This window comes from Acetobacterium wieringae, from assembly GCF_026646375.1.
Classification (GTDB): domain Bacteria; phylum Bacillota; class Clostridia; order Eubacteriales; family Eubacteriaceae; genus Acetobacterium; species Acetobacterium wieringae_A.
Genome location: NZ_JAIPPU010000012.1, coordinates 86,708 through 110,523 on the forward strand (window position 1 = coordinate 86,708; position 23,816 = coordinate 110,523).

The window sequence follows — 23,816 nt, forward strand, 5'->3', positions numbered from 1 at the left end:
TCCATTTTCTGAAAGTTTGGTCAATTTATTTATTGTAGTTCTTTGAAGACAATTTCTGTGACCTCACTCATTTTTGAAACAGACTGAATATGTAAAGCCTCCAACACAACGTTTGGTACATCATCCAAGTCTTTTTCGTTTTCTTTTGGCAAGATAATTTCTTTGATACCAGCACGATGGGCTGCTGTCAGCTTTTCACGTAATCCACCAATTGGCAAAACGCGTCCGCTGAGGGTTATTTCACCAGTCATTGCCAGATTTTGAGGTACTGGTATATTGGTTAACGATGAAATCAAAGCTGTTGTGACAGCGATCCCAGCCGACGGGCCATCCTTAGGAACAGCACCCTCAGGTACGTGGAGATGGATGTCTTTTTTCGAGTAAAAATCTGATTCGATTTCTAACACCTTCGCCTGTGAGCGAATATAACTAATACCGGCTTTAACCGATTCTTTCATCACATCGCCAAGCTGTCCGGTTATTTCGATTTTTCCGGTACCATCCACCACGATCACTTCTATTTGCAGGGTATCGCCTCCAACCGGTGTCCAAGCCAATCCATTGACCAAGCCCACTTCTTTTTTATCGCCAACGGTATCAAACGAATAACGATGTTTCCCTAAGAATTTTTCAAGATTCTTCTGCGTGATGCTGATGCTTTTTTTCTTGTGTTCCACAATTTCTTTTGCCGCAACCCGACAAATCTGCGCAATTTTTCGTTCAAGTTCCCGAACCCCTGACTCTCTGGTGTAATACTCAATAGTATTCTTTATTACTGCTTCACTGAATTTACAGGTAGATTTTTTTAATCCATGAATTTCGAGTTGTTTGGGAATCAGATAGCGTTGGGCGATTTCCACCTTTTCACTTTCAACATAACCATTCACCTCAATAATTTCCATTCGATCCAGAAGTGGTCTAGGAATTGTTGATAATGAATTGGCGGTTGTTAAAAATAACACTTGTGATAAGTCGAACGGTAGTTCGAGATAGTGATCAGTAAAGGTGTTATTCTGCTCCGGATCCAACACCTCCAGTAATGCAGAAGCGGGATCGCCATTAAAATCTTGTCCCAGCTTATCAATCTCATCCAGTAAAAATAGCGGGTTTCTGGTTCCGCATTTTTTCATATTGTATAGGATTCGTCCTGGAATGGCGCCAACATAAGTACGACGATGACCTCTTATCTCGGCTTCGTCTCGCATCCCACCCAATGACATACGGACATATTTGCGATTTAATGCCCGGGCAATCGATTTGGCTATCGATGTTTTTCCGACTCCTGGAGGTCCTACCAGACAAATAATTGGTGATTTGAGACTTTTAGAAAGTTGGAGTACTGATATATATTCAAGAATTCGTTCTTTGACCTTTTTTAAGGCATAATGATCTTCATCCAGAATTTTTCTGGCAATTGAAACATCAACAGTTTCTTCGGTTAGTGTATTCCATGGAAGATCCAGTATCCACTCCACATAAGTTTGAATTAAACCAGCTTCCGATGAGCCTTGAGGGACTTTGTTCAAACGATTTAGTTCTCCCAAAACCTTGTCTTTTACCTCGTCCGGAACTTCCAGTGCCGCCAGTCGTTCCCGATATGTTTCCAACTCATTTTGAACGTCGCCTTCGCCTAATTCATTTTGGATCACTTTTATCTGTTCTCGTAAATAGTATTCCCGTTGATGTTTATACATTTCACTACGAACTTTTTCGTCGATGTTGTGTTCAATTTTGATCATTTCAACTTCTTCAACCAAAATCTCGTAGGTAAGAACCAAACGTTTATTAACATCGGTTTCTTGAATCAGTCGTTGACTGTCTTCCAAATCCAGGAACAGATTGGCACCAATAATATCAATAAGTTGATCCGGATCATCTAACGAATCCATAGCCAGAATGAGATCCGTTGCCACCTTTCTGGTGACATTCATATAATTGGCAAAAGATTCTCGAATCATGCGGATGAGTGTCCGATTCTCTTTTGTATCATAATAGACGGAACGTACTGGTTTCGTTGTAACCAGAAAATAGGGATTTAAACTTTCGAATTCAACGATTTCTCGTCTTTCCTGGACTTCAACCAGAACCCGAACAAGATTGTCTGGCATCTTTAATAATTGCTTAACTTTTACTCTACAGCCAATATTATAAAAGTCATCTGGATTGATATCCTCTTTAATAACCTCTTTTTGTGTGACTAAAAAAGCCATTTGGTCTCGCTCCATTGCAGCTTCCAATGCTTTAACCGATTTCTCGCGACCCACATCAAAATGAACCACCATACCAGGAAAAACACTCATTCCACGAAGCGGTATCAATGGTAAGGTTTCTTTTTCCTGAACAAATAATTCCGGTTCAGTCATTCCCAAATGGTCAGTCTTTTCTTCTGGAATTTCCTTTTTTTCAATACTCAAATTAATCAACTCCTTACCTCTTTTATTATGAAAAATACCTATTATGTAATAACCTGTATTTAATTTATACCCAAGTTTTTAAAAAAAGCCGTGCAAAATTTCAAATACACGGTATAAAATACCAAAGAGTAGTTGGTCTTTTGAACGGCTATTTAATAAAATCTACGAGACTACATCATTTTTTTTGCTTTTATCGTTGTTTTTCTGTCCTAAAATCATAATCGGCTCGACTTGTTTTTCGACAACTTCTTTGGTTATGATTACTTTCTCAATATTCTCATTCGAAGGTACTTCAAACATGATATCAAGCATTATATTTTCAATGATTCCGCGGAGACCTCTGGCACCAGTTTTGGTATCCATGGCTTTTTTAGCAATGGCGACAAGTGCATCCTGTTGAAATTCCAATTCGACTCCTTCAATCCGAAACATTTTTATGTATTGTTTCACCAACGCATTTCGGGGCTCCGTCAGGATCTGAATCAGGGCGCTTTCATCTAAATGCTCTAAAGAAGCAATTACTGGAATTCGACCAATAAACTCCGGAATCAAACCATACTTAAGAAGATCTTGGGGTTGAACTGAACTTTGCTCATCATCCTTACTTTTTTCTTTGGAACTGCGAATATCTGCACCAAAACCCATTGAACTTTTTTCCATTCGTTGCTCAATTACCTTATCCATGCCATCAAAAGCACCACCACAGATAAATAGGATATTATTCGTGTTAATTTGGATAAAGTCCTGATGGGGATGTTTACGTCCTCCCTGTGGCGGGACATTTGCGATTGTACCTTCAAGAATTTTTAATAACGCCTGTTGAACACCTTCACCACTGACATCCCTGGTAATTGATGGGTTGTCCCCTTTTCTGGCGATTTTATCAATCTCATCGATATAGATAATACCCTTTTCAGCCTTGGCAACATCAAAATTAGCTGCCTGAAGTAGTTTTAATAGAATATTTTCCACATCTTCGCCAACATAGCCAGCTTCTGTTAATGAAGTTGCATCGGCAATCGCAAATGGCACATTTAAAACTCGGGCTAATGTTTGGGCTAAAAGCGTTTTTCCTGAGCCTGTTGGGCCAATTAATAAAATATTACTTTTTTGTAATTCGACTTCGGCATCATTTTCATCCATCGCAGTAATCCGTTTATAATGATTGTAAACGGCCACTGCCAGGGCTCGCTTGGCACGGTTCTGAGCGATGACATATTCACTTAGTTTGAGTTTGATTTCTTTTGGTTTGGGAACATCATCAAACGCAATATCCTCAGGCATGCTCTCCACATCCATTATTTCTTCACAGAGTTCGATACATTCATTGCAAATATAAACGCCTGGCCCAGCCACCATTCGTTTTACCTGAGATTGGCTTTTACCACAAAAGGAACATCGGGCATTTTCGATGTTATCTTCATTTCTTGCCATTTCTAAGCCTCCTATCTCGACACAATGATCTCATCAATCAATCCGTAGGCCTTCGCTTCGTCAGGATCCATAAAATTATCGCGATCAGTATCTTTAGCAATAGTCTCCAGGGGTTGCCCGGTTCGTTCGCTAAGTATTAAATTTAATTTTTCTCGTGTTTTTATCAAACGTTTTGCATAAATTTCCACATCGGTACTTTGCCCCTGAGCGCCACCTAGCGGCTGATGAATCATTATTTCACTGTTTGGAAGAGAAAAGCGTTTTCCCTTTGCTCCGGCAGCCAGCAAAAATGCCCCCATCGACGCAGCAAGTCCTACACAGATGGTAGACACATCACAACGAATGTAATTCATTGTGTCATAGATGGCCAAACCCGCTGTCACTGCTCCACCTGGACTATTAATATAAATCTGAATATCTTTTTCCGCATTATCGGATTCTAAAAAAATCAGTTGTCCGACAATCAACGATGCCAGGCTTTCATTAATTTCCCCATTTAAAAAGATAATTCGTTCTTTTAATAATCGCGAAAATAGGTCATATGAGCGTTCTCCCCGGCCTGTCTGTTCGACAACCATCGGAACCAGGTTATTGCTAATTAACGATTGTGTTGTTTTACTTGTTAGCATGAATACATTTTCCTGCTTTCTTGTTATTACTCTGAAATTTTTGTCGTCGCTGCATCAACCAGCATTTCCACTGTCTTTCGTCTAATAATATTTGCTTTGATATAGTCTAACATTCTTTCCTGAAGGCCTTTTTTATATTCTTCGAAATCATGACCATAGGCATCTGCAAATACTTTAATCTCTTCATCCACTTCTTCTTCAGTTGCTTCCAACGCTTCCATTTCACCGATTTTTGAAAGAATCAGCTCCGTTTTAATATTTCTCTCGGCATCCTCTTTCAGATTATTTCTGAAATCTTCACGATTAACATTCGTATATTTAAAGTAGTCATCCAAAGAAATGCCCTGTTGTTTCATTTGGCTTTCAAAGTTTTGCAGGTTATTGTCAACTTCCTCTTCAATCATTAAATAAGGTACGTCAATTTCAGCGTTTTCCACCGCAAAATTAACAGCTGCAATTTCAGCCGCTTTTCTCAGTTCAGCAGTTTTGGCATCTTTCAACCGTGCTGCGACATCTGCTTTCAGTTCGTCTAATGTATCAAACTCACTGGTATCTTTTGCAAAATCATCATCTAATTCTGGTAATTCTTTTTCTTTAATCCCCTTAACCGCAACTTTGAACACCACCGCTTGTCCCTTAAGGTTCTCAGCATGGTATTCGTCAGGGAAGGTTACGTTAACCGTTACTTCTTCACCAATTTTTGCACCAATTAATTGTTCTTCAAAGCCAGGAATAAAGGTTCCGCTACCAATTACTAAATCATAATCCGTATCTTTGCCGCCAATAAATGGTTCATCGTTTAAAAAGCCTTCGTAATCAATGGTAACCGTCGCACCGTCTTTAACTTCACCAGCTTCTAATGTGACCAGTCGAGCATTCTTGTCCTGCATTGTTGCCAGATCAGCTGCAATCTCCTCATCCGTAATCTCGGCTTCCAGAGAATCGACTTCCGCACCTTTGTACTCACCCAATTTGATTTCTGGTTTCACCCCAACCTTAACGATAAAGGTGGCACCTTCTTCTTCGCTGATTTTTTCAATGTTTTCAAGATCAGGTCGAGTTACTGGTTTGATTTCTGTTTCTTCCAATGCACTGGTGTAAGCAGGAGCAAAGGCAAAATCAATGGCATCTTCCATAAATACATTTTTTCCATAGTAGGATTCAATTACCTGTTTAGGCACTTTTCCTTTTCTGAAGCCTGGAACCGAAAAACGTTTTTTATTTTTATCATAGGACTTTTTTACAGCCTTAGAATATTCCTCCGGACTTATTTCAATTTTTAAGGTTGCAATATTTTTTTCAATACTTTCTACTGTAGCACTCATGTTATCCTCCGTATCTTTCACTATAAATTATATTCACATTCAATTTTAACAGTATATCATAGGTATATTTTCATATCAAGGATGAAAATTAAGGTGTTTAAGAAATATTCCAGGTGTATAGCATCAAATTTTGCAGAGATGCCCCCCATTAAAAAACTGCCTCTAGCGAGACAGTTTTTTAGTCAACCACCTAAATAAGCTTGTTGTACTTCCGGATTCACCAGAAGATCTCTGGCATTACCAGAAAGCTTAATGTATCCAGTTTCCAGCACATAAGCTCGATTGGCAATGTGCAAAGCCTTGTTAGCGTTTTGCTCAACCAGCAAAACGGTTGTTCCGGCATCATTAACTGTTTGGATCATATTAAAAATCTCATCGACCAGAAGCGGCGCCAGACCCATTGACGGTTCATCGAGCAAAATCAGCTTTGGTCGTGTCATTAAAGCTCGTCCCATCGCTAACATTTGTTGTTCGCCACCGCTTAAGGTTCCAGCAATTTGTTTAATTCGTTCTTTAAGACGGGGAAAATTTAAAAATATCTTTTCCATATCCTCTTGGATCTGATCCTTATCATTTCTGATATAGGCTCCCATTTGGAGGTTTTCATAAACGGTCATTTCGGCAAAAATACGTCGCCCTTCTGGAACATGGGCTATTCCCATTACCGGAATCTGATGTGCAGGCACCTTATTAAGGTTTTCGCCTTCAAAAGACACCATCCCTTCACTGGGTTTTAATAGTCCTGAAATCGTTTGGAGAATAGTCGTTTTACCAGCACCGTTGGCACCGATAAGAGTAACAATCTCACCCTCATTGACCTCAAAGCTAATGCCCTTGATCGCATGAATTTTTCCATAATGTACATTTAAATCTTTTACTTTCAGCATTTGCGGCCTCCTAATCTCCTAAATAAGCACGAATAACATCAGGGTTGTTCTTAATTTCATCCGGAGTGCCTTCAGCAATAGTTTTTCCATAATCTACCACGATAATCCGCTCACAAATCCCCATAACCAGTTTCATATCATGTTCGATCAGCAAAACAGTAATGTCAAATTTATTTCTGATAAAGTGAATGGTTTCCATAAGCTCAGCCGTTTCATTCGGGTTCATTCCCGCCGCTGGCTCGTCCAGCATCAGTACTTTTGGATCTGAAGCCAGTGCTCTGGCTATTTCCAATTTACGCTGTTGCCCATAGGGAAGGTTTTTAGCCAGGGTATCTGCATATTCGCCCATATCAAAAATATCCAGAAGTTTCATGCATTCTTCGTGAGCTTTCTTTTCTTCAGTCCAGAATTTCTTTGTTCTAAACATTCCCTGAACCATGTTATAGTCAATAAAATTGTGATAGGCTATTTTTACATTTTCCACCGCAGTCAAATCTTTAAACAGTCGAATATTTTGAAAAGTTCGACTGGCACCCAGTTTGACAATTTCGTGGGGTGTTTTTTTTATGATGCTTTGATCGTTAAGCATAATCTCACCCATCGTTGGAACATAAACTCCGGTGAGCATATTGAAAATCGTCGTTTTGCCTGCGCCATTGGGGCCAATTAAGCCAACCAGCTCGTTAGCACTCAATTCAAGATTAAACTGATCTACTGCAGTTAAACCACCAAATTGCATCGTAATATTTTTAGCTGATAAAACGGTCATGATGCTTCACCTCCGCCAATAGAATTCTTGACGTTTTTTCGTCGAATCAGTGATTCAATAAAAGCTGTCAACGAGAATTCGGATCTTCCGAAAATTCCCTGAGGTCTGAAAATCATCATGATAATCAACACGAGTGAATAAACCAATAATCGGTATTCGGAAAAACTACGCAGCATTTCCGGCAGCACCGTCAAAACGATGGCCGAGATGATTGAGCCGGTTAAGCTTCCCAATCCACCTAATACAACAATAACAAACATTTCAATCGAAAACATAAAACCAAATTTACTCGGCTCCAGAAATGATTGATAGTGAGCGTATAATGAACCGCCAACACCAGCAAAGAATGCCGCTAACGAAAATGCCAATACCTTGTATCGGGTGGTTGGAATCCCTGCAGCCTCAGACGCTATTTCGTCTTCTCTGATGGAAATAATGGCCCGCCCCTGCTTCGATCGGCCTAATGTAAAAATCAGAAATGCAACAATTATCGTAATCCAATAGACATTGTTGAAATTCACCAGTCGGGTAATTCCTTTTAACCCAGCAGCTCCTCCAGTCGGCCCGAAATTAATAAAGAAAATACGAATAATTTCTGAGAACCCAATGGTTACAATCCCCAAATAGTCCCCGCGGAGCCGCAGCGTTGGTGTACCGATGAGAAATCCAAAAATTCCTGCAACAATCCCACCAACAACCATTGCCAGAACAAGTGTGATGATTGGAGGCAACGACAATCCACCATCAATCAATGCCATGGAAAAACTGGCTGATGAGTAAGCACCGATGGCCATAAACCCGGCATGACCCAAGGCCATTTCGCCTAAAAACCCGGCAACGATATTTAAACTCATCGCCATGATAATCATTATGCAGGTCATTATGGCAATTCCCACAAAATAATTGTTCATTGTCTTCGTCTGAATCAGCACAAAAAATACGAGGTAAAGAGCAACGATTGCAATTGCATTAATTAAATATGCTTTTTTCTTATTGTGATCCATATCTATACCTTCTCTCTCGTATTTTTTCCCAAGATGCCCGTAGGTTTAAAAAGCAGTACCACAATTAGAATCGCAAATACAATTGCGTCAGCCCACGTTGTTGAAAGGTACGCTTTTGTCATTGTTTCGACCATACCAATGATAAATCCGCCAAGCATCGCTCCAGGGATAATTCCGATCCCCCCTAATACAGCAGCAATAAATGCTTTTAAGCCAGGCATAACACCCATTGTTGGGTAAACCTGAATATATGCAACACTGTAGAGAACACCGCCTAATGCGCCAAGTGCCGAGCCCACTGCAAAGGTAAGCGAAATCGTTCGATTAACATTAATCCCCATCAGAATCGCAGCATCCTTGTCTTCTGATACGGCACGCATGGCACGACCCTGTTTTGTTTTTCGAATAAATAGATCCAATAGAACCATAAAGAATAATGACAAACCTATAGTAATCAGAGTGGTTGAACTGATTTCGATTTCACCTATTTTATAAATGGTCTCCGGAAATATTTTTGGCATAACCTTGGGATCTGGCTTAAAAATAATCAGCGCCAGATTTTGCAAAAATAAGCTCACCCCAATAGCAGTAATCAGCGCTGACAGTCGGGGGGCATTTCTCAGGGGCCGATAGGCGATAAATTCAATAGCAACTCCAATAATAGCCATAATTACCATCGATGATAAGAGCACCGCCCAAACCGGAAGGTTAAAGCTGGTGGCAGCAATGAATGCAAAATATGCGCCGAACATCATGATTTCACCATGGGCAAAGTTGATTAGTTTAATAATGCCATATACCATGGTATAACCGATTGCGATGAGCGCATAGATACTCCCTACATTGAGCCCGTTGATCAGCTGTTGCAGAAATAAATTCACGATGTATCCTCCTTTATAGAATAACATAAAATGGATATAGAAGAGATTATCTCTCCTATATCCTTTGTACTTCTTGTAATATTGTCGTTTATGAAATACTATTTGTTGACAACGGTTGAGTCGTATTTTAACTGACCGCCATCGATCTTAATAATAGTTACTTCTTTGTCCTTTGGATTTCCTTCTTCGTCAAACTTCAAAGTTCCGGTAACGCCAGGGTGATCAGTCGCATTTAAAGCTGTGATAATATCTGCAGATTCAGTAGAACCCGCTGCAGTGATTGCTTCGACCATGGCATATACGGCATCATAACCTAAAGCTGCAAAAGAATTTGGCACTTTATTATACTCTGCTTTGTAGGCAGTGATAAAATTCTGAACGGTTTCAGATGGTGAATCGGCTGCATAGTGATTGGTGAAGTAATTTCCCTGAGCAGCGTCAGCATATTCTTCTTGCACGCCATCCCAGCCGTCAGCTCCAACAAATTTTGCGGTAATACCCATTTCTTTGGCTTTTTGAAGAATTGGTCCAACTGTTTGAACATAGTCTGGAACAAATACTACATCCGGATTCATTTCTTTGATTTTTGTCAACTGGGCACTGAAATCTTTATCAGCTGTACCGTAGGATTCGCTACCAGCGATTGTACCACCTTTAGCTGTAAATGCCGCTTTAAAGGCTTCTGATACGCCTTCTGAGTAGGGATTACCAGTTCCGATTAACAATGCAGCCGTTTTTGCACCTAAAGTAGTTGCCGCAAAGTTAGCAGCAGCCTGTCCTTGATAGTCGTCAAGGAAGCATGCTCTAAATACATTTGGAGCATCTTGAGTAACTTCTACTGCGGTTGCTGTTGGAGACAATACTGGCATATTATCGGAAACCATGATGTCTTTCATTGCTAAGGTTTCCCCACTTAAGGTTCCACCGATCACTGCAACTACACCATCCTGGTCTCTTAATCGATTATAAGCATTGATTGCTTCAGTTTGATCAGCTTTTGAATCATAAGCAATCAATTCGATGTTTTTTCCATCAATACCGCCAGCAGCATTAATTTCTGCAACGGCTAATTGTGCACCTTCTTCTGCTGAGCTTCCATATATGGCAGCATCGCCAGTCATTGGTCCGATAAACCCAAGTTTGACGACATCTGAACTTCCGCCAGATGTTGAACACCCTGCGAATGCAAAAATAGAAGCGGTGAACATAACAACAAGTAAAACACTAACAACTCTTTTCTTCATTTCTTTTCCTCCTTTTTCTTTTCAATGATTATTTATAGTGCTTATCATAAACCATTCTTAAGAAAAACACAAGAATTAATTGCTTTGGGACGATGCTTCTTTAATATTTTGACGTACAAAATCACAGATGCTGCGTAGCTCGCATCCACTACAATTGGGATTTCTTGCTGTACAACATTTTCTTCCATGCCAAATAAGCCAATGGTGGGCCTGGGACCATTTGTCTTGAGGAATATTTTTCATCAATTCTTTTTCAACTTCCAAAACAGTCTTTCCATGAGCCAAACCGATTCGGCGTGAAACTCGAAAAACATGAGTGTCAACTGCAATTGCCGGGATATCAAAGGCATTACTCATTACCACATTGGCAGTTTTGCGTCCAACCCCCGGAAGCGTAATCAGTTCGTCCATCTGCTCAGGTACCTTGCCGCAATATTCCGTCAATAATCGATGACAGGTCAAAGTAATATTTTTGGCTTTTGTTTTAGCCAATCCACAGGTTTTTATTTTTTCAAGTAGCCCTGCTTCTCCCAATGACAAAATCGATTTTGGAGTATTATATTTTTTAAACAAATCCTTGGTAACAATATTTACTCTCACATCGGTACATTGTGCTGATAGGATGGTAGCGATCAGCAATTCAAAGGGGCTACTAAAATCTAAGCCACATTGTTCTTGCCCGTAAAGGCACTCCAATGTGGCTAAGACTTGTTCAATATTCTTCTTTATCACGCATTTTCATTGAGAATCAGTGCCATAAAGACCAAATCCTCATCACCAGTATTGGTAACGCTGTGGCTGCTTAGATTCGGAGTGACCATCACATCTCCGGGACCAATCTGTGATTGAATGCCATTATCAACTACCATCCCTTTTCCTTTTAAAAAGTAAAATATTTCCTGTTCACCCGTATGTTGATGTTCTCCTATGGAGTCTCCCGGTTTTACAGTGATCTGGGCAAATAATCGGCAATTTTTTCCTAAAATTTCACTGCCAGTGATGTGGGAAATCTCAACGTTTCCGTGACCACCCCGCATATTCTGTTTTATTTCTTGTGTTTTTGATTCATTTTGTATTATCATCTTTATCCTCCATTAGGTTGTCGGAGTTGTGGGATCCGTTGGCGTCGTTGGATCCGTTGGTTCCGTTGGCGTGGTCGGATCCGTTGGATCGGTTGGTTCGGTAGGTGTTGTGGGATCCGTTGGTTCCGTTGGTGTGGTTGGCTCCGTCGGCGTCGTTGGCGTGGTTGGCGTCGTTGGCGTTGTCGGTGTCGTTGGCGTCGTTGGGGTAGTATCCGTTTTAGTATCCTCGTCTTTATTCGTCGTGCTGGTACCAGAATCTATCGATGAAGCTCCCGAAATTTCACCATCATTTGAAGTTCTTTCCATTTCGGTGATGGTCAACAGATCCTGATCAATCACCATGCTGAGATAATTTCCATAGATACCTGCAGCCCGAGAGCTGCCCCCATAAAGCACATCATTTTCCGGCGTACCCAACCAGACCGAAGTGGTAAGATTCCCGGTGATACCTGTGAACCATAAATCTTTGTTGTCATGAGTCGTACCCGTTTTTCCTGCAGTTGTATAAATCTGAGCTGCCGCAGAACCCGTACCATAACTTACTACACCTTCTAATATGCTCATCATATTCGTCGCAGTGGTATCGGCCATTACTTTTTTAGACGTTGCACTTGCATCGCTTTTGGCATAGAGTACCTCGCCATTTACCTGTTCCATCTTTGTTATAAAATAGGGTTTATTATAAACACCGCCATTATTGAATACATTAAAGGCCGCTGCCATTTCTAGAGGTTTGATCCCATAGGTCATCCCACCTAATGCTGTTGCAAGATTGTAGTCTGTATCTTCAAATGTCGAGATGCCCATGGTTTGCATAAAAGCCACTGCAGCTTCAGGCCCAACCTTATCGTATACTTTAACAGCCGGTATATTATACGAGTTAACCAGCGCCGTCCGGACTGTGACAGTACCATGATAGCTGCCATCATAATTTTTAGGTGCATACCCGCCAAAGTCGGTATAAGTATCTGAAATTGTTGTCGAAGGAGTGATCAATCCCTTATCCATGGCTGCCGCATAGTACAATGGTTTAATATTTGAACCGGGTTGTCTTGGCGTATTGGCCATATCAATCTGAGTATTTCCACCATAATAGGCTTTCACCGCACCATCCAGATCCACCGTCACTACAGCGCCGGTTTCATTGGGCATGTCGCCATCTAACGCATCAGTTAAAGACTCAATCGCATCTCCTTGCATGGCCGTGTTGATGGTTGTGTAAATACGATAGCCACCACTAGCAATATTTTCTTTGATATAATCAATCGCCTGGTCTTCCGTGATACCACGCTCCTGCATAACTGCCGAAGCTTTTAACCGCGCATATTCATCGAGTGCTCGACCGACGTAAGCTTCGTAGTTATCGACAATCTGATCGTCATTATTGATAGTCGCTGGATCCCGAATTACCAGTTCAGTTGCATAGGCAGCATCCGCTTCCTCTTGCGTAATGTATTTTTCTTTTACCATCCGAGTCAGCACTTCCAATTGACGTTTTTTGGCTGCTTCAAAATCAGTATTCGGTGCATAAGCACTTGGCGCTTGAGGCAAACCTGCCAGCATTGCCGCTTCGGCCAGATTAACCTGAGAAACAGGTTTATTAAAATAAGTCTGTGCTGCTTCTTCAATCCCATATGCGCCTGAGCCAAAATAATACTCATTGAAGTACATTTCCAAAATTTGTTCTTTGGTATACTTCTCTTCTAATTGGAGTGCTATAGAAATTTCTTTTAGCTTTCGCACCAGAGACTGATTAAAATTCTGTTCCGTTGCAATATCAGGTAGGAACAGAACTCTGGCAAGTTGCTGAGTGATGGTGCTGGCACCTTCACCAATACCATTACTGGCAATATTCGAAAAAAACGCTCGAACAATCCCCAGTAAATCAATTCCAAAATGATCATAAAAACGAGAATCCTCTACTGAAATCAGAGCCTGTTGTAATTGCACCGGAATTTGATCAATCGTCACATTGGTTCTGTTCTTCGTGTATAATTCAGCAATTAGTGCATTATCTGCTGAATAAATCTCGGTTTTATCCTTGGCCTGATACTGATAATCCGAAATATCCATGCGGTTCGCAGCATAGATTGAGTACACGACCCCGACTCCTAGAATCCCCAGGACTAAAAGAACTATTAGCACTTTTACTCCAATATGTTTTTTCTTCTTACGTCTTTTTATCCCCTTGTTTTGCTTTTCACTCATTCCATCACCTTTTCTATATTTTATCTATTAGACGCTTTCGAAGGTCTAACAATTCGTTGTTATACTCAGCCAAAACACACAAATTCTTTTTTCGAGGCAGCGACAACTCCAAACATTGCGCGTGTAGAGCCTGATGAGACATTCCAAAAGAATCGTATTCTTTATCATCGTCATGATACAAGGGATCGCCAATAACGGGATTCCCCAAATATTTCAAATGAACTCTAATTTGGTGGGTTCGTCCGGTTTCCAACACCAACTCAACCAGCGAAGCATCCTTATACTCTTCCAGTACCCGATACCGGGTAACAGATGGCTTTCCAGACTCCATAACGATCCGATGAATACTGTCTTCATAGGGTTGTCCGATTGGAGCATCAATAATTCCCACTTCAGCAGGAAGCCGTCCATGAACAAATGCATGATAAACCTTCTTCACCTTACCAGAATTCATTTCTTTTTGTACATAATGATGCACATATTTATTCTTAGCTATCGCAACAATACCGGTGGTATCTCGATCCAATCGATTGATAAAGCGAATCTTCGCTGTAGTCCCCCGTTCCTGCCAGTAATAACTAATGAAATTTGCCAGTGTATCCAATTGATGGCTCTTCGTGGGATGTGTCACACAAAATGGCGGTTTATTGACGACTAAAAGCTCTTCATCTTCATAAATAACGTTAAGTTTACCCGCTACCGGTTCCCCATCGATATCTTCACGGGGCATTTTAATCTCAATGATATCGCCTGGTTTGATTTGTTGTCCCAGAAAACACTCCTTGTGATTCAAACTGATCTTTCCAATCCGTTTAATTTCTCTGATTAGTCGACTGGAATAACTATAACGACTGATCAGTTCTTCCCTGACCTGCTTTTCATGATTGTCTGATATTTGATAAGTATAGATGAGACTTATAATTCTACCCCCGAATCTGACCTGAATAAAAACTGTTTGTTTCAATCAGTTTCTGATTTGTCCGTAATGACGCATTATGCAATTTAGTATGAAACTATGTAGCAATAAAAACATGCATCCTATTATACCTTAATTTGAACAAAGTCGATAATTTTTTATTTTTAAATTATTATATCGTGTTTTTTGTATAATACACAATTATAACTTTCGGTCAATGATAATGTGATCCGGCACTGAGATCTCAATTCACTTCTATTAAAAATACCCTTTCGAGTCTCGATGCAAATAAAAACTTATAAATCTGCATTGCTTAAGCGTTACGCCATGGAGGATCATTCTCTTCAGGGTTGTTCATCTTCAGGCGGTTTCTTAATTCAACGTTGATCCTCAGATTTATCGTTCACCATATGCCATATTATATCGACAATACCACCATTTTAACAGAAAGCAAGACCATTTTATACATCTTTCCTAAAATTCTCATTAAAAATTTAGACAATCACGAAATTGTCATAAATTCTTCATAAAAAAAGACTCTCCATTTTTCAATGAAGAGTCCTGTGAAAATTGTAGATTATTTGGTTTTATTAGGTCGCATTTCAATGGCATTTTTCTTACATTTATTAAAGCAGATGCCACAGCCGATACATTTTTCATGATCAATAACGTATGGCGGCTTTTTGATTTCACCGGAAATTGCTTCGACTGGACAGTTTTTTGCGCAGGCGCCACAACCAATACAATTTGCATCAATGATATATGCTGTCTTCTTACCTGTTTCAACATCACCAGAAATAGTACGCATTGGACATTTCACAACACATTCATAGCATTGAACACACTTATCATAATCGATTTTTGCAATATTATTCTCAACCTTAACAGCTTCAAACTTACACGCTTTAACGCAAGCCCCGCATCCAATACAAGCTGTTGTACAGACCAGTTTTGCTGTTTTACCTTTGTCTTTGTTATTACATTTAACAATAACATCCTGAGCGGCCGGAACCAGATTCATAATCGCTTTGGGGCAGGCATCAACACATTTGCCACAAGAAGTACATTTATCCGGGTCAATTTTCGGTAACCCGTCTTCTCCCATAACAATCGCATTAAAAGGACACACTGATTTACAGGTTCCTAAGCCCATACAACCGTATCGGCAGCCTTTCGCACCACCGGAAGCAATCATCGCTTCCCGACAATCCATTTCACCATAGTACTCGGCCCGATTTGGAGCGGTTTCACAGGTTCCCTGACAAATGACGGTGGCCACCTTTTTAACTGCACTGCCGGCTTCCATACCCATAATTTCTGCAATAGCAGCGGCGCAATCAGCACCACCAACTGGACAGGCATCAATCCCCGCCGTTCCTTCGACAATATTGGATGCTAAAGCATCACAGCCCGGTAAACCACAACCACCGCAGTTCGCACCAGGAAGAGCTGCACGCACTAATGGCACACGAGGATCTTCGTAAACTTCAAATACCTTCGCTGCAATAGCAAGTCCAATTCCAAATACTAAACCAAACGCGCCGAGGATAACGACTGGTATTAAAATCTCATTCAACATTTCCGTATCCTCCTAACCTAACTTCATTCCGGAGAATCCCAGAAATGCGATCGCCATTAAACCTGCCGTTAACAACGCAATAGGAAATCCTTCCAATGCTTTGGGCACAGCTGACGTTTCAAGTCGCTCACGAATACCAGCAAACAGTACGATCGCCAATGTAAAACCAAGAGCCGCACCAACACCGTTGAAGATGGTTTCGATAAAATTGTATTCATTTTGAATATTAATTAAAGCTACCCCAAGTACTGCACAGTTTGTGGTAATCAATGGCAGATAGACTCCCAGCGCCTGATAGAGTGATGGGCTGGATTTTTTGATAATCATTTCGACTAATTGAACCAATGCAGCAATGATCAAAATAAATGCAATTGTCTGCAGGTAACCAAGACTCAGCGGATCAAGAATCGAATACTGAACCACATAGGTAATGGCAGAAGCAAGCGCCATTACAAAGGTTACCGCAACTCCCATCCCCACAGCGGTTTCAACTTGCTTTGAAACCCCTAAAAACGGACAAATACCTAAAAATCGCGACAGTACAAAGTTATTTACAAAAATTGCACTGATCATTATAAAAATTAAAGTCATCGATATCTCCCCCTATGCCTTTTTCGTTTTCCAGTTAATGAGGCCAATCAAAAGACCAAGGGTTAAAAATGCCCCAGGAGGCAGAATCATTAACAACACTGGTTCATAGGCGGCACCAAATAAAGAAAATCCGAAGATGCTGCCAGCTCCTAAAATTTCGCGGATTGATCCTAAAACTGTTAAGGCTAATGTAAAACCTAGACCCATTCCAACAGCGTCAGCAAAAGAATCCGCAATGCCATTTGAAAAAGCAAATGCTTCTGCACGCGCCAGGATAATACAGTTAACAACAATCAAAGGGATAAAAATACCCAATGCCGCATCAAGTGCCGGCACATAGGCCTTCATCAACATCCCGACAATTGTAACAAAAGAGGCTATTACAACGACAAAGGCCGGAATTCTGATATTATCCGGTATTACTTTTCGCAAAGCTGAGATCGCCACATTCGAACCAATCAATACCAACATGGTTGCCAGTCCCATCCCCATACCGTTGATGGCTGATGTAGTAACCGCAAGGGTTGGACACATCCCCAATACAAGTACAAAGGTGGGATTTTCTCGGATGATTCCTCGAGTCAAATTTTTCATAAAATTCATCTTGCGTTCCCTCCTATTCTGATAAAGTCTGGTAAACCTGGATTGAGACGTTTACCCCAGATGTAACCGCTCTTGAAGTAATTGTTGATCCAGTGATGGCCTGAATTTCATTGCTACCTTCTTTGACAGTACCTTTGACTACCACCAACTCTTCTTCTGCTGATTTTCCAGTAAACTGATCATTCCATTCTCCGGCTGCCAGGGCACCTAAGCCTGGGGTTTCGTTATGCTTAATAATCGTAATACCTGTGATGACACCGTCAGACGAAATACCCGTTAAAACTTGAACTTCTCCTGCATAACCGCTGGTAGGTCCGGTCTTTACCGTATATCCCACCGTTTCGCCATTATTTGTGCCAATATAAACTTCCATCAGTTCTTCCGGTTTTTCCATGCCAATTTCAGTAGCAATTTTTGCTACATCTTCCTCCGGAACTTGTTCGAATTCAGTGGCATCTGGCAGTACTTCCTGCCGTGCTTCCGTATTTGCATCAATATTCATCTGTTCGATGGTAGGAGCTGTTACGTAATTGGTTAAAGCCAAGGCGCAGGCGGCTACAGCAGAAATAACCAACAAAATAAGTCCGAGTTTAAATACGACTTTCCAGTCAATTTGTACTTTCTCTTTTGCTTCCATTATGCCTTTGCCTCCTTTTTGATTTTAGTCACACCATAGATTCGCTCTTTGGTGAAGCGTTCAATTAGAGGTGTTGCAACATTCATCAGTAAGATCGAGTACGAACATCCTTCAGGATATCCACCATAGATACGAATGATCATGGTAATCAGTCCACAACCAACAGCATAGATGATTTGACCTTTTGGAGTAACTGGAGACGAAGCGTAATCAGTTGCCATAAAGAAGGCACCTAAAACGACACCACCTGAAACAATATGGACAATTGGATCTTGCCCTACTAACAAAGCAAAAATACCAATGGTTAATAAGTAGATAACTGGTATTCTCCAGCTAATAATTCCTTTAATAATCAGGTATACTCCACCGATTAATAAAGCCAGTGCAGAAATTTCTCCGATACAGCCATAAACCCCGTTTAATCCGGTAAAAAGATCCAGTGTTGACGGCATACTTGCCAAATCACCAGCTTTTAATAATGCCAGCGGAGTAGCTGTAGTAACCGTGTCCGTAACCGGAATATAAGCCGTACTGGTCATATGTCCTGGCCAGGATGCCAACAAAAAGGCACGTGCTGCCAGAGCTGGATTGATAAAATTCTGTCCTAATCCACCAAAACATTGTTTTACAATGGCAATGGCAAAAACAGAGCCTACAACAGCAATCCACCAGGGTGCATTAATTGGTAAGTTGAACGCTAGAAGCACACCTGTTACAACGGCGCTCCAGTCATTGACTGTGATCGGTTTTTTTAGCAGTTTTTGAATTACTGCTTCTGTAACAACTGACGAGATAATACAAATAGCTACTAGTGCCAATGCCCATACCCCAAAAACATATCCTGCGACAGCCAATGCAGGTAACAAAGCAATAATAACATTTTGCATAATGTTGGCTGTTGAATGTTTTGCCCGGATATGAGGGGATGATGACACTGTAAGATTTAATTCATTCATCAATATTCCTCCTAATTTCCTTTTCTTCGTTGTGCGATAATCTCACGTTTTGCCACGCGAATAGACGATACCAGGGTACGCTTTGCGGGACAGATATAAGAACAGCTTCCACATTCGATACAATCCATGGCATGATTTGCTTCACATTTATCCCATTTATTTCGTTGAGAATACTCCGCAATATAAAGTGGCTGTAAATGAATTGGACAGACACCAACACATTTACCACAATGAATACAATTTGAAGGCGCCGCAATCTTCGCTGACTCTTTCGTTAAACATAAAATTCCGGATGTTCCCTTCATTACTGGAATTTCAGTTTCAAACTGAGTGACACCCATCATTGGTCCCCCAGAGATTACTTTTCCAGGATCAGCTGAAAACCCGCCACATTGATCAATAACAGATTGGAACGGAACGCCCACGCGAATTTCCATCGTCTGTGGATTTTTAATGGCATCCCCTGTACAGGTCAGATAACGCTTATACAACGGCATTCCTGTCGTCATGGATTCAGCGATTTGAGCAGCGGTTCCGACATTCATAACAACCACTCCGGCGTCAGCTGGCAACGCTCCCGAAGGAACTTCTCGACCCGTTATTGCCGCGATCAATTGTTTTTCAGCACCCTGCGGGTATTTCGTATGCAATGAATATACTTCTAATCTGCTATCGTTTCCAATAGCTTTTACCAGGGCTTCAATGGCATCGGTTTTGTTATCTTCTACCCCAATAAATCCTTTTTCAACTCCAACCGCCTTCATTGCTACCTTAAGTCCCATGACAACCTTTTCAGCTTGATTTAACATCAAGTGATGATCGGCCGTTAAATAGGGCTCACATTCAGCACCATTTAAAACAACGCAATCAACTTTTTTGTCTGGTGGAATCGCCAGTTTTACATGCGTTGGGAACGTCGCCCCACCTAAACCGACAATGCCGGAGTCCAATACCATTTTTTTTATGGCTTCTGCATCCATTTCTTCCAAAGTGCCATATGGTTTGATACTGGGATCGATGGTATCCAAACCGTCCGATTCAATAACGACTGCCATGATTCGGTCTCCCGATGCATGTGGACGTTCCTCAACCGCAACAACCGTTCCAGAAACGCTGGCATGTACCGGTGCGGAAACAAACCCATTTGGTTCTCCAACTCTCTGGCCAAGAAACACCTGATCGCCTTTTTTCACAATTGGCGTACAAGGTGCCCCAATGTGCAGAGACATGGGTATGATCACCATTTCCGGCTTTGCGCCAAAACCCAGAGGCACTTCAGCAGTACTTTCCTTTCTATAGGGTGGGTGGATTCCCCCCTTAAAGGTTCCATGTTTTACATTCATCTTAAGTCAAACACCCCTCAAATTAAATTTTTTACACAAGAGAAACTGTATACTTGTATATATAGGCAGTATCATAACATATAAATTATTTTTTTTCCATACGAATTGATAAATTTGTTTAAAATAATACTGTGCCCGCTGGGCCCATAAAAAAAATGATAATTTATAGTTCTAAAAGTGTAAATTCTAGACCATAATTATCATTTTAAGGTGAACATTTATCTGACGAAAATCACAAATGGATTATATAGCATTTGTTACTATATTAACAAATGCATTTTTGAAATCCGTTTTATGCGTTCACGGGTATTATTTTGTCATTTTGTTACGCCAGAAAGTTTTTATAACCCTTATAACACATAAACAGATCAACTTTAGAAGCCAATTCAAAAGGTGAATGCATACTCAACAGTGCTGGACCACAATCCAATACATCCATTCCATACTCTGCCAGAATATGGGCTATGGTTCCTCCGCCACCAAGATCTACCCGGCCAAGCTCGCCCATTTGCCAAGTTACTCCGGCAGCATCCAGCGTTTGTCTCATTTTTCCCATAAACGCCGCATGAGCATCATTGGATCCAGATTTTCCGCGGGCGCCACCATACTTTGATAAAACCATTCCTTTGCCAATATACGGAGCATTACCTTTATCGTGGGTACCAGTAAAATTAGGATCAACGCCAGCCGTAACATCAGCAGAAAGCATTTCAGAATTCATAAAACATCGACGTATAGCCATTTCTGGTTTATTTACTTCCATTAGATCGATCAGTTCAGCTACTGTGTTTTCAAAAAAACGCGAATGCATACCGGTGTTACCAACACTGCCGATTTCTTCCTTATCAGCTAAGATCACACATTGTGTGCGAGTCGGAACCGTCTTTTGATCAACCAAAGCTCGGAGTGCCGTATAGGCACAGATCCGGTCATCCTGGCCATATCCCCCAATCAGACTTTCATCGAAACCAACATTTCGGGCTGCCCCGGCCGGCACTACTTCCAGTTCAGCAGTAGCAAAGTCTTCTTCCAATATCCCATATTTTGTATACAAATGATTCAGTATATTTAGTTTAACGCCCTCTTTAAGATCTTTTTCCGGATAAGGCTGGCTCCCAACAATAATATTAAGTCCTTCCCCAGTAATTCCTTCAGTCATTTTTTTTGTATTTTGTTCTTGAGATAAGTGAGGCAGTAAGTCAGTGATACAAAAAACGGGATCATCTGACACTTCTCCAATAGAAATGTTGACTGTTTCACCATCTTTTTTTACGACTGTTCCGTGCATAGCCAGTGGAATGGTCACCCAATGGTATTTTTTTATACCACCGTAGTAGTGTGTCTTGAAAAAAGCCATATCATCACTTTCATACAAAGGTGATGGTTTTAAATCCAGCCGGGGCGAATCAATATGGGCACCAACAATAGCCATCCCCTTTTCAATCGCTTCGCTACCCGCCACAAAGAAAGCGACGGTTTTATCTTTATGAATCATATAAACTTTATCGCCTGGCTTAATTTTTCCTGCTTTCTGATACGACTCCAAAGGTTTAAAACCCGCTTTTTCAGCTAATCTCACACTGAGTTCAACACATTGCCGTTCGGTTTTTCCAGCTGTCAAAAACCGCATGTAGTCATCACTGAGTTCTTTGACTTTGACAGACTCTTCGTCACTGAGGTCTTTCCAGGCCAGCTCCCATTTTTTGCTCAGCTGTTCCTGAAGCAGAACAGCAGGACTCTTTTCTTTGTCTTTATTTTTCATGTCATTTTCTCCTTAGTTTTTAGATTTACTTACTATTCTACTTGTCAACAATTTCAATATTGTCCAGTTGGGCTCTCAAATTTGTTCTGACAGCTGATAAATATTCAGCTCGAAGTGTCATTTGTTCATCCGATTCATCTTCAGTCAACCCACACTCTTTTTTCTTTCGGGCCAATTCGTTGATTCGATCAATTTTTTCTTTAGTTATCATTTTAATTACCTCAAATTCTTTATCTTAATTTTTATATTTTTACGAGTTGCTTATCCAATAGGCGCTGGAGGCTAAGTTGAACACCCAATTTACCATGAAAATGGGTCAGTCCGCCCTGAAAATAAACATAATAAGGTTCTCGCATCGGCGCATCAGCAGACAGCTCAATCGAAGACCCTTGAATAAAAGCCCCGGCCGCCATAATTATCGGATCTGAATAGCCGGGCATATCCCAGGGTTCAGGAGTCGCCTGACTATCAACCGGGGCTGCCTCCTGGATAGCCCGGCAAAACGTCTTAACACCTTCAGCCGTTTTTAAACAGATGCTCTGAATAATATCGCTGCGATAATCTGTCACGTCCGGGCAAACAGCAAAACCCAGCTTTTTATAGCAGGCCGCCAAAAGTACCGCCGACTTGATTGCCTGGGCAACTACAGTTGGAGCCAGAAACAGGCCTTGCAATAATGTTCGATTAATTCCCAGTGTCGCCCCCGTTTCTCTGGCAACCCCAGGAGCTGCCAGTCGACAGGCGGCCAGATGAACCAGATCTGCCCGTCCAGCTACATATCCACCAGTTGGAGCCAAACCACCACCGGGATTTTTAATCAGGGAACCAGCCATTAAATCAGCCCCGATTGACACTGGCTCAATACGATCCAAAAATTCGCCGTAGCAATTGTCAACAAAAACAATGACATCTGCTTTTACTTCACGAATTTTTTTAATCATCTTTTCCATCTCATCCATTCGAAGCGCAGCACGCCAGCTATAGCCAGTAGAACGCTGTAGATAGACCATTTTTGTAACAGGAGTGATAGCTGCAAGAATGGCTGACTCATCAAAGCAACCATTTGAGAGCAGTTCAATCTGATCGTAGGTTACTCCAAATTCTTTAATCGTTCCCTGACCAAAACCAGTCTCTTCCAGACCAATAACAGTACGTATGGTGTCATATGGCGAACCGGTTATAGCCAATAGATGATCACCAGGGCGCAATACACCATACAGAGCCAAAGATATTGCATGCGTTCCCGATGAAATATGTGGTCGCACCAAAGCGTCTTCTGCTCCAAATACATCAGCATAGATAGCTTCCACTACTTCACGACCCACGTCGTCATAACCATAACCGGTGGAAACGGTGAAGTGGCGATCACCCAAACCAGCCTTTTGCATGGCTTTAATCACCCGATACTGATGCAACTCTGACAAATCATCCAGTTTATTCAACTGCAAAGTAATGTCATTTTCTGTATTTTTTACGAAACTAATAACTTCCTCTGATATTTTAAATTCCTGTTCAAGATAGGTTTTAATGTCTTTTTGTATGTTCAAACAAT

22 protein-coding genes are annotated in these 23,816 nt (G+C 41.1%); all 22 read right to left on the reverse strand.

Annotated features, from left to right (window positions below):
• Positions 1-29 precede the first annotated feature (29 nt).
• Positions 30-2,414 carry an endopeptidase La gene (gene lon / locus Q7P33_RS11965; protein WP_303870625.1) on the reverse strand — a complete coding sequence of 795 codons (2,385 nt, stop codon included), beginning with the start codon at positions 2,412-2,414 and terminating at the stop codon, positions 30-32.
• Positions 2,415-2,576: 162 nt separating this feature from the next.
• Entirely contained in the window at positions 2,577-3,848 is a 1,272-nt protein-coding gene (clpX, locus tag Q7P33_RS11970) for an ATP-dependent Clp protease ATP-binding subunit ClpX (protein WP_303870626.1), read from the reverse strand.
• An 11-nt stretch (positions 3,849-3,859) separates the two neighbouring features.
• Entirely contained in the window at positions 3,860-4,477 is a 618-nt protein-coding gene (clpP, locus tag Q7P33_RS11975; RefSeq protein WP_070371185.1) for an ATP-dependent Clp endopeptidase proteolytic subunit ClpP, read from the reverse strand.
• A 26-nt stretch (positions 4,478-4,503) separates the two neighbouring features.
• On the reverse strand, positions 4,504-5,802 hold the full coding sequence (tig, locus tag Q7P33_RS11980; RefSeq protein WP_303870628.1) for a trigger factor: 1,299 nt from the start codon (positions 5,800-5,802) through the stop codon (positions 4,504-4,506).
• Between the two features lie 182 nt (positions 5,803-5,984).
• Positions 5,985-6,689, reverse strand: coding sequence for an ABC transporter ATP-binding protein (locus tag Q7P33_RS11985; protein WP_070371183.1), 705 nt, complete (start codon positions 6,687-6,689; stop codon positions 5,985-5,987).
• Between the two features lie 10 nt (positions 6,690-6,699).
• Positions 6,700-7,458 (reverse strand): ABC transporter ATP-binding protein, encoded by a 759-nt coding sequence (locus tag Q7P33_RS11990; protein WP_070371182.1) that lies wholly within the window; start codon positions 7,456-7,458, stop codon positions 6,700-6,702.
• Entirely contained in the window at positions 7,455-8,462 is a 1,008-nt protein-coding gene (locus Q7P33_RS11995) for a branched-chain amino acid ABC transporter permease (protein WP_303870629.1), read from the reverse strand. Before Q7P33_RS11995 ends, Q7P33_RS11990 begins: the two co-directional genes overlap by 4 nt.
• 2 nt (positions 8,463-8,464) lie before the next feature.
• A complete protein-coding gene (locus Q7P33_RS12000) occupies positions 8,465-9,370 on the reverse strand; it encodes a branched-chain amino acid ABC transporter permease (RefSeq protein ID WP_303870630.1) in 906 nt (301 codons plus the stop codon).
• Positions 9,371-9,441: 71 nt separating this feature from the next.
• Positions 9,442-10,587 (reverse strand): ABC transporter substrate-binding protein, encoded by a 1,146-nt coding sequence (locus Q7P33_RS12005; protein ID WP_303870632.1) that lies wholly within the window; start codon positions 10,585-10,587, stop codon positions 9,442-9,444.
• Between the two features lie 75 nt (positions 10,588-10,662).
• Positions 10,663-11,319 (reverse strand): endonuclease III, encoded by a 657-nt coding sequence (gene nth, locus Q7P33_RS12010; protein WP_303870634.1) that lies wholly within the window; start codon positions 11,317-11,319, stop codon positions 10,663-10,665.
• A complete protein-coding gene (locus Q7P33_RS12015) occupies positions 11,316-11,669 on the reverse strand; it encodes a cupin domain-containing protein (protein WP_303870636.1) in 354 nt (117 codons plus the stop codon). The genes nth and Q7P33_RS12015 overlap by 4 nt, the downstream gene beginning before the upstream one ends.
• Positions 11,670-11,681: 12 nt before the next feature.
• On the reverse strand, positions 11,682-13,877 hold the full coding sequence (locus Q7P33_RS12020) for a transglycosylase domain-containing protein (protein ID WP_303870637.1): 2,196 nt from the start codon (positions 13,875-13,877) through the stop codon (positions 11,682-11,684).
• A 13-nt stretch (positions 13,878-13,890) separates the two neighbouring features.
• On the reverse strand, positions 13,891-14,841 hold the full coding sequence (locus Q7P33_RS12025; protein WP_303870639.1) for an RluA family pseudouridine synthase: 951 nt from the start codon (positions 14,839-14,841) through the stop codon (positions 13,891-13,893).
• Between the two features lie 529 nt (positions 14,842-15,370).
• Complete coding sequence (locus Q7P33_RS12030; protein ID WP_303870641.1) at positions 15,371-16,372, reverse strand: 4Fe-4S binding protein; 1,002 nt, start codon at positions 16,370-16,372, stop codon at positions 15,371-15,373.
• Between the two features lie 12 nt (positions 16,373-16,384).
• Positions 16,385-16,963, reverse strand: coding sequence for an electron transport complex subunit RsxA (gene rsxA / locus Q7P33_RS12035; protein WP_148636420.1), 579 nt, complete (start codon positions 16,961-16,963; stop codon positions 16,385-16,387).
• Positions 16,964-16,975: 12 nt separating this feature from the next.
• A complete protein-coding gene (locus Q7P33_RS12040; protein ID WP_070371172.1) occupies positions 16,976-17,566 on the reverse strand; it encodes an RnfABCDGE type electron transport complex subunit E in 591 nt (196 codons plus the stop codon).
• Between the two features lie 13 nt (positions 17,567-17,579).
• The gene (locus Q7P33_RS12045; RefSeq protein WP_303870643.1) at positions 17,580-18,203 is read right to left on the reverse strand and encodes an RnfABCDGE type electron transport complex subunit G; all 624 of its coding nucleotides are present in this window, start codon (positions 18,201-18,203) and stop codon (positions 17,580-17,582) included.
• A complete protein-coding gene (locus Q7P33_RS12050; RefSeq protein WP_250932863.1) occupies positions 18,203-19,159 on the reverse strand; it encodes an RnfABCDGE type electron transport complex subunit D in 957 nt (318 codons plus the stop codon). The genes Q7P33_RS12045 and Q7P33_RS12050 overlap by 1 nt, the downstream gene beginning before the upstream one ends.
• A gap of 11 nt (positions 19,160-19,170) precedes the next feature.
• A complete protein-coding gene (gene rsxC / locus Q7P33_RS12055) occupies positions 19,171-20,502 on the reverse strand; it encodes an electron transport complex subunit RsxC (protein WP_303870644.1) in 1,332 nt (443 codons plus the stop codon).
• A 325-nt stretch (positions 20,503-20,827) separates the two neighbouring features.
• Positions 20,828-22,264 (reverse strand): aminopeptidase, encoded by a 1,437-nt coding sequence (locus Q7P33_RS12060; RefSeq protein ID WP_303870645.1) that lies wholly within the window; start codon positions 22,262-22,264, stop codon positions 20,828-20,830.
• 37 nt (positions 22,265-22,301) lie between these two features.
• Positions 22,302-22,475, reverse strand: coding sequence for a DUF896 domain-containing protein (locus Q7P33_RS12065; RefSeq protein WP_084633607.1), 174 nt, complete (start codon positions 22,473-22,475; stop codon positions 22,302-22,304).
• A 31-nt stretch (positions 22,476-22,506) separates the two neighbouring features.
• Positions 22,507-23,805, reverse strand: a complete 1,299-nt coding sequence (locus Q7P33_RS12070; RefSeq protein ID WP_303870686.1) for a methionine gamma-lyase family protein — start codon at positions 23,803-23,805, stop codon at positions 22,507-22,509.
• Between the last annotated feature and the right edge of the window lie 11 nt (positions 23,806-23,816).

Coding starts and splice junctions, on each gene's coding strand:
- Q7P33_RS12050 (WP_250932863.1), bottom strand. CDS start 19,159: ATGAATGAATTAAATCTTACAGTGTCATCATCCCCTCATATCCGGGCA.
- Q7P33_RS12030 (WP_303870641.1), bottom strand. CDS start 16,372: ATGTTGAATGAGATTTTAATACCAGTCGTTATCCTCGGCGCGTTTGGT.
- Q7P33_RS12020 (WP_303870637.1), bottom strand. CDS start 13,877: ATGAGTGAAAAGCAAAACAAGGGGATAAAAAGACGTAAGAAGAAAAAA.
- Q7P33_RS12015 (WP_303870636.1), bottom strand. CDS start 11,669: ATGATAATACAAAATGAATCAAAAACACAAGAAATAAAACAGAATATG.
- rsxA (WP_148636420.1), bottom strand. CDS start 16,963: ATGACTTTAATTTTTATAATGATCAGTGCAATTTTTGTAAATAACTTT.
- clpP (WP_070371185.1), bottom strand. CDS start 4,477: ATGCTAACAAGTAAAACAACACAATCGTTAATTAGCAATAACCTGGTT.
- Q7P33_RS12040 (WP_070371172.1), bottom strand. CDS start 17,566: ATGAATTTTATGAAAAATTTGACTCGAGGAATCATCCGAGAAAATCCC.
- tig (WP_303870628.1), bottom strand. CDS start 5,802: ATGAGTGCTACAGTAGAAAGTATTGAAAAAAATATTGCAACCTTAAAA.
- Q7P33_RS11990 (WP_070371182.1), bottom strand. CDS start 7,458: ATGACCGTTTTATCAGCTAAAAATATTACGATGCAATTTGGTGGTTTA.
- Q7P33_RS11985 (WP_070371183.1), bottom strand. CDS start 6,689: ATGCTGAAAGTAAAAGATTTAAATGTACATTATGGAAAAATTCATGCG.
- Q7P33_RS12045 (WP_303870643.1), bottom strand. CDS start 18,203: ATGGAAGCAAAAGAGAAAGTACAAATTGACTGGAAAGTCGTATTTAAA.
- Q7P33_RS12065 (WP_084633607.1), bottom strand. CDS start 22,475: ATGATAACTAAAGAAAAAATTGATCGAATCAACGAATTGGCCCGAAAG.
- Q7P33_RS11995 (WP_303870629.1), bottom strand. CDS start 8,462: ATGGATCACAATAAGAAAAAAGCATATTTAATTAATGCAATTGCAATC.
- Q7P33_RS12060 (WP_303870645.1), bottom strand. CDS start 22,264: ATGAAAAATAAAGACAAAGAAAAGAGTCCTGCTGTTCTGCTTCAGGAA.
- Q7P33_RS12000 (WP_303870630.1), bottom strand. CDS start 9,370: ATGTTATTCTATAAAGGAGGATACATCGTGAATTTATTTCTGCAACAG.
- Q7P33_RS12005 (WP_303870632.1), bottom strand. CDS start 10,587: ATGAAGAAAAGAGTTGTTAGTGTTTTACTTGTTGTTATGTTCACCGCT.
- clpX (WP_303870626.1), bottom strand. CDS start 3,848: ATGGCAAGAAATGAAGATAACATCGAAAATGCCCGATGTTCCTTTTGT.
- rsxC (WP_303870644.1), bottom strand. CDS start 20,502: ATGAATGTAAAACATGGAACCTTTAAGGGGGGAATCCACCCACCCTAT.